The 5,150-nt window shown below is 33.9% G+C and carries 8 protein-coding genes; all 8 read right to left on the bottom strand.

Annotated elements, in window-relative coordinates; genetic code table 11:
* Positions 1 to 337: hypothetical protein (locus B0A80_RS20970; RefSeq protein WP_208861502.1), on the bottom strand; the 337-nt coding region annotated here is incomplete at its 3' end.
* Positions 338 to 601: 264 nt separating this feature from the next.
* Positions 602 to 1,093: a hypothetical protein gene (locus tag B0A80_RS20335; RefSeq protein WP_089078473.1), complete on the bottom strand. Its 492-nt coding sequence runs from the start codon at positions 1,091 to 1,093 to the stop codon at positions 602 to 604.
* Between the two features lie 5 nt (positions 1,094 to 1,098).
* Positions 1,099 to 1,338 (bottom strand): hypothetical protein, encoded by a 240-nt coding sequence (locus B0A80_RS20330; RefSeq protein WP_089078472.1) that lies wholly within the window; start codon positions 1,336 to 1,338, stop codon positions 1,099 to 1,101.
* 288 nt (positions 1,339 to 1,626) lie between these two features.
* Positions 1,627 to 2,649 (bottom strand): META domain-containing protein, encoded by a 1,023-nt coding sequence (locus tag B0A80_RS20325; protein ID WP_089078471.1) that lies wholly within the window; start codon positions 2,647 to 2,649, stop codon positions 1,627 to 1,629.
* A gap of 216 nt (positions 2,650 to 2,865) precedes the next feature.
* Positions 2,866 to 3,231 (bottom strand): Dabb family protein, encoded by a 366-nt coding sequence (locus B0A80_RS20320; RefSeq protein ID WP_089078470.1) that lies wholly within the window; start codon positions 3,229 to 3,231, stop codon positions 2,866 to 2,868.
* A 2-nt stretch (positions 3,232 to 3,233) separates the two neighbouring features.
* Positions 3,234 to 3,689 carry a VOC family protein gene (locus B0A80_RS20315; protein WP_070908129.1) on the bottom strand — a complete coding sequence of 152 codons (456 nt, stop codon included), beginning with the start codon at positions 3,687 to 3,689 and terminating at the stop codon, positions 3,234 to 3,236.
* Positions 3,690 to 3,758: 69 nt separating this feature from the next.
* A complete protein-coding gene (locus B0A80_RS20310) occupies positions 3,759 to 4,367 on the bottom strand; it encodes a Crp/Fnr family transcriptional regulator (RefSeq protein WP_089078469.1) in 609 nt (202 codons plus the stop codon).
* A 180-nt stretch (positions 4,368 to 4,547) separates the two neighbouring features.
* Positions 4,548 to 5,072 (bottom strand): hypothetical protein, encoded by a 525-nt coding sequence (locus B0A80_RS20305; RefSeq protein WP_089078468.1) that lies wholly within the window; start codon positions 5,070 to 5,072, stop codon positions 4,548 to 4,550.
* Positions 5,073 to 5,150 lie beyond the last annotated feature (78 nt).

Raw genomic sequence — 5,150 nt, 5'->3', positions numbered from 1 at the left:
AAAAAAGCGCAAAGTCAGAGACATTTGCGCAGCTTTTCAGTTGAACACTTCGGAAAGCTGGGCCTTTTTTATATAAAAAATCAGTGAACTTTTGATAGAATTTTTTCCAATAACTTTTCTCAAAGGTCAATTCCCGTTTATCCAGTTTTGACGCGTCGCAGATACGGAGTTCAAATTTAGTTTCATTTGAAAACTGAATTAAATTCTGCAAAACATATTTGTAATTGTCTATAGAATCCGATTTTATTCTTTCACCATTCTTCTTGAGTCGCTTCCCGGTTTCCGTTTCTTTTATGAACTGCTTGAATAAGGGAATAATGGGGTTTGTTTTCTTCATCTTTTGTTTTTTACTGGAAATATAATTTTGGGCGAAAGTAGGGTAGAAAGAAGTATAAATGAAAAAACTACAACTTTTTTAGGGTTGTAGTTTTTCTTATTCGCTTTTGATAAAAAAAGAATAGTAAGAACTTAATTTTCGGATAATTTCCTTTTTTCCTCAACGCTCTTTATAACTCATCGTTGCGGGTGCGAAGTCAGAGACGTTCGCACAGCATACACGACAAATTTGCTCTTTAATTAAGAACTCTTCGTAGAGCGGGTACTAACTGTCCGAAGGGTTCATATTTATTAGATCTTCCCTCCAAGACTCATCTCCCCTCTCTAACTTTCTATAAATTTCTGTATCAAAAATCATACTTGTTCCTAAAGTTTTAACGATTAAATTAAAATCATTATTGAACTTGTTAATTATTTCAAAATTCTCATAATTACCATTTATGATATGTAACAATTTTTGAAATATTATTTGTACGTACTGCTTTATATAGCTTTCTTCTTCTACAGAACTATATTCATAGTATAAATTAGAAGTATCAACTTTATTAGCCTTTAGTAATGTTTCCAAATTAGATTTATATTCCTTGTGATTTATAACTTCAAACGTACATTCAAAACTTCTATATTGTAAATTTCTATAAAATGTAATTATGACATTTGGAAAAATTATGTCATAAAATGGATTATGTTCATTAATAGTAAATTTGTATCCCCAACTATACTTATTCAATTCCTTTTCTAATTTTTCTAAAAACATAAAAATTATTTTGATTTATACCAATAAACACCTCCATCAATCCAATCACTACCAGGAGAGTATCCGTTTTTTCTTAAAAAATCTAATTCTCTAGCAAAATGTGTAGGAGTCCCATCTTTATTAATTAAATTTCTAGGTATTTCTTCAGAAATTACTTTAATTCTATCTCCTCTACTAATAATCTTCTGTAACCAAGGAGTATTATACCTTTCAAACCATTCATTATTCACTTTTAGCCATTTCACTTTTTCGTCTAAAATACTAGAATATTTTTGAATTAAACCATTCCAAGCATCATTATTACTTAATCTTGAGTACCCCCCCGCTCCGCAAAGTATACCTCACAGACACTGTGTAAATGTCTCTGAGTTTGCGCCAACTTGTAAACGTCTAGTTTAAAACACATGAACCATAAAGTCTCAGACTTTAAAACCAATTATCTATAATAAAAAAACCAGTGAATTAACTTCACTGGTTTTGCAGTTGTTTTTAATAAATCATCTTTTATTTTAAGACGGCTTATAGAACTGAATTTATCTTGTAATGCCAAACATCATCACCAATTTATCATTAAGATAAAAATTAAGAGTTTGATCGGCTACATCAAAACGCAGGTCTTTATTGTTTAAATATGACAGCATTTTTTGTTCTGTTTTATTACCTTCTTCACCAATACATGCCATTCTTGTAGACGCTACCTTATCAAAAGAAATACGATCATCATTAGTTGCATAAGTTCCAAAGAAGTTATTGCAGCCTGTACTTCCGCTTACTTTTTTTTCTGCAGGATTAAACTTAATAGAAGCCTTTCCGTAATCTTGTCCAACATTTTCAAGAGCGATTAGTTTCCAATTGTTTTTTGCAATAAAACTCCACAGTTGGTTTTGAGTTGGTATAGAGAATTCCATCACTACTTTGTTCTTCCCATTTCTGAACTGTACTTTGTTGTTTTTCTTTACAATTTTAAACTTTTTCTTTGTGATCGCAGCGCTAAAATCTTGTTCCAATTTCATGCCTTCACCTTCACAAGCCATTAAAGTTCCAAAAGGAGAATCGGTCTTAATTTGATTTTTGGCAGAAAGCTTTGTATACTTTACATTGAAGATATTACATCCGTTGTTACCGTTTATTGTTCCGGTTTCATCATTAATCGTAATAAATGCTTTCCCGTTAGTGATCTTTTTTCCGTTTAACTGGGTCAAGATCATTTTGGTATTGTAAATTCCTTTTTCGGCATTTACTGGAGTTTTCGAAACAATGCTTTTCAGTTTATACTGGTATGCAGAAGCATCGGCAGGAATAGGCTCTTGTCTTTTGGTTCTTGTAACCAAGATCTCGTATCGATTTCCTTTTTCAAAATTAAAACCTTCAATATGATCGTAAAATAGCTGCCATTCTTTGTCCTTGTCATACTTTACCTGTAGACATTCCATAGGGCCAACACCCATACAGGACACTTTACTTTCTTTTACAAACATTTTTAAACTTTCCTGACCATATGTAATTGTTGATAATAATACCGCTACAAAAACATAAATACATTTAAATCTTTTCATTATTTTAATTTTTTAGAATACCGATTAAGCATTTAGATTATTCAATGATTTCCTTTCAAGCACGAACTGTGCCACTTTAAAATATAGAATGTTTTTAACATTTTTTTATCATCCCTCCTGCTCTGTGAAGTGCTCAGCAAGCATCGAATCATTCTACTCAAATGTCCCAGCTTTGCGTTCTCCATTTAATTTCGCACGAGTATTGCTTTTACTAAGTTAAGAAAAAGAATTGAATACCAGAATCTCTTGCAAAACCGGTTTGATATAACAGGTATTTAGCTCTTCATCAGGATCTGATTTACTGAATACTTTTAACGATTTTTGGTCCTTAAACCGGGCTGCTTCTGCACGGGTAAATCCTTTTGCGATATCTGTAACGTTTTCTCCAAAAGAAATATCTATAAGTCCTGAAACTGTACTGTGCTTTTTCAGCATTTCACTTTTAAAGTTTTGCTCCTGCTCCAATGATGCCTCCGATTTGAATTTGAATAACACCACATTTACCGCTTTTGGATTGTTCGATTTACACTGGTTTTGCCCTGGCTCTGCGCAAATGGCCAGACCTAAAAATAAATACTTCATCTTTAATTCGCTTTTTCTGCCAAATCCCAGATGTAACCAAACGGGTCCTGAATTCTTGCTTTTAAATCTCCCCAAAACTGCATTTCCGGCTCAGCAATAATTTTAGCCTCTTTATCTTTTCTAATTTCGGCAACCAATGTTTTTACATCGTCTACATACAAGTAAAAAATAAAAGGAGGTACTTGTCCTGAAGTAATTGGAGCTACTGCCTGAAAATCCCAATGTTCTTTATTGAGTACAAAATTGTTTCCGCGATAGCGAATTCTTGCAAACAATAGTTCTCCATTGTTTTGATCTTCCAACTCAGAAATGGAAACCATTTCCATTACTCCGGTATAAAAATCTATTGCTCTGGCTACGTCCGGTACGCTTAGAGTGGCGGTTAACCAGTTTAATCCGGGATGTGGATGTGTACGATGTTCTACATTCTTAAACCAATTTAATTTATCTTTTTGCATGTCTTAATTATTTAGTACTGCAAAGATCGCAAGCAAAAAGATTGTATTTCTTGATGTAGGTCAAAATCGTCAGCGTTTGCGTATTCTGCTTAAAGTTTCCTGTGTTACACGCAAAAAAGAAGCAATATGCCCCAGATTAATACGCTGTACTAAACTAGGCTGTTGTTCCATAAGTGATTGATAACGCTCTGTAGCGCTTTCGGTATGCAACGAAGTAATTCTATCCTCGAGAATAACACACAGCTTTTCGGCTATTTTTCTGCCAATAAGATTTAACTCCGGGTACTGTTCGTATAAAATCTCTAAATCATCTACTGCAATGGCATATACTTCTGAATCTTCTAAAAATTGTATGTACTCTGGTGAAGGTTTATTGGCATACATAGGCATTATGGCCCCAAAAATTTGGTTTTCTTCTCCAAACCATACGTTTATTTCTTTTTCATTCCGATTAATATAAGCTCTGAAAACACCTTTCTTTACCACAAAATAACTTGTTAGTAGCTGTCCCTGCTTCAAAAAATGATCGTTTTTTTTCTTTATAAATATTTTGGTTTTTTGCTCAATAGCCGTTTCGGCGATTGAACTCAGCGTTCCATATTTCTTAAATTGTTGAATTAATGGATTTATACTGTTCATAGCTGTTGGAAAATGCATGCATATAATTCTGAAATACATGCAACGCCTAATTTTAAGGTTTTATAAACCCAAATTTATCAAATTAAAATTTGCTATTGCTCGATCGTATGAAAAACATCCCGCTTTACATACTGTTCCTCAAATGTCTAATCACGCTGCGCAAATGTCTCCTACTTTGTACCGTTCCAAAGTCAACTCATTACTTTAAATCGTAAGCGGCTACTTACTCCATAATCGTTCTCTCAAGACTACTTCTTCCTGCTGTAGTACCAGTAGTTTTAGGGTATATTGCTCTTGTATCAGTACACTGTTTTTCTTCAGGACGTTTTGGGCGGTTCTTTTTATAATAGGTAAAAGTTCCTTCTGCCAGGTATAGGTTTGTTGTTCTCTGGCGATTAAGGTGTCAGCAATTTTCATCGCATTTTCCGCCGATTGGCACTTTTTCCTGCATTTCTCGAGTTGGTTAAGGACAAGCTGCTGTTTGTTTAGGTTAATGATGATCTCCTTTTCTAAGTATCTAGTTATTTGTGCCTGCTCCTCCTTTATGGCTTCATCATCCGGGGCTTCATTATCCGGTTCCTTTAAAATAGTAAGCATCTCGCTCAATTTAAGCAGTGCGGTTGGTGGCAGACTTCGCCTTCCTGTCAGGAACAACGCCCATTGAACGCGCTTTACCTCCAGCAACATTGCCATTTCTTCCTGTGGTATTCCTAATAACGCTCCAATATTTTCCTCTTTTTCCATCACTCCTGCTTTTGGTTGTTCGATAATTTATTTGATGAACAAATTTAATTTATTTTTGAATTTGTTTCAAAAGCTGTA

This window comes from Flavobacterium tructae, from assembly GCF_002217475.1.
Taxonomy (GTDB): domain Bacteria; phylum Bacteroidota; class Bacteroidia; order Flavobacteriales; family Flavobacteriaceae; genus Flavobacterium; species Flavobacterium tructae.
Note: the sequence above shows the minus strand (reverse complement) of the source record. Positions and strands in the feature narration are given on the sequence as shown.

Coding starts and splice junctions, on each gene's coding strand:
- B0A80_RS20320 (WP_089078470.1), bottom strand. CDS start 3,231: ATGAAGTATTTATTTTTAGGTCTGGCCATTTGCGCAGAGCCAGGGCAA.
- B0A80_RS20310 (WP_089078469.1), bottom strand. CDS start 4,367: ATGTATTTCAGAATTATATGCATGCATTTTCCAACAGCTATGAACAGT.
- B0A80_RS20335 (WP_089078473.1), bottom strand. CDS start 1,093: ATGTTTTTAGAAAAATTAGAAAAGGAATTGAATAAGTATAGTTGGGGA.
- B0A80_RS20315 (WP_070908129.1), bottom strand. CDS start 3,689: ATGCAAAAAGATAAATTAAATTGGTTTAAGAATGTAGAACATCGTACA.
- B0A80_RS20325 (WP_089078471.1), bottom strand. CDS start 2,649: ATGAAAAGATTTAAATGTATTTATGTTTTTGTAGCGGTATTATTATCA.
- B0A80_RS20305 (WP_089078468.1), bottom strand. CDS start 5,072: ATGGAAAAAGAGGAAAATATTGGAGCGTTATTAGGAATACCACAGGAA.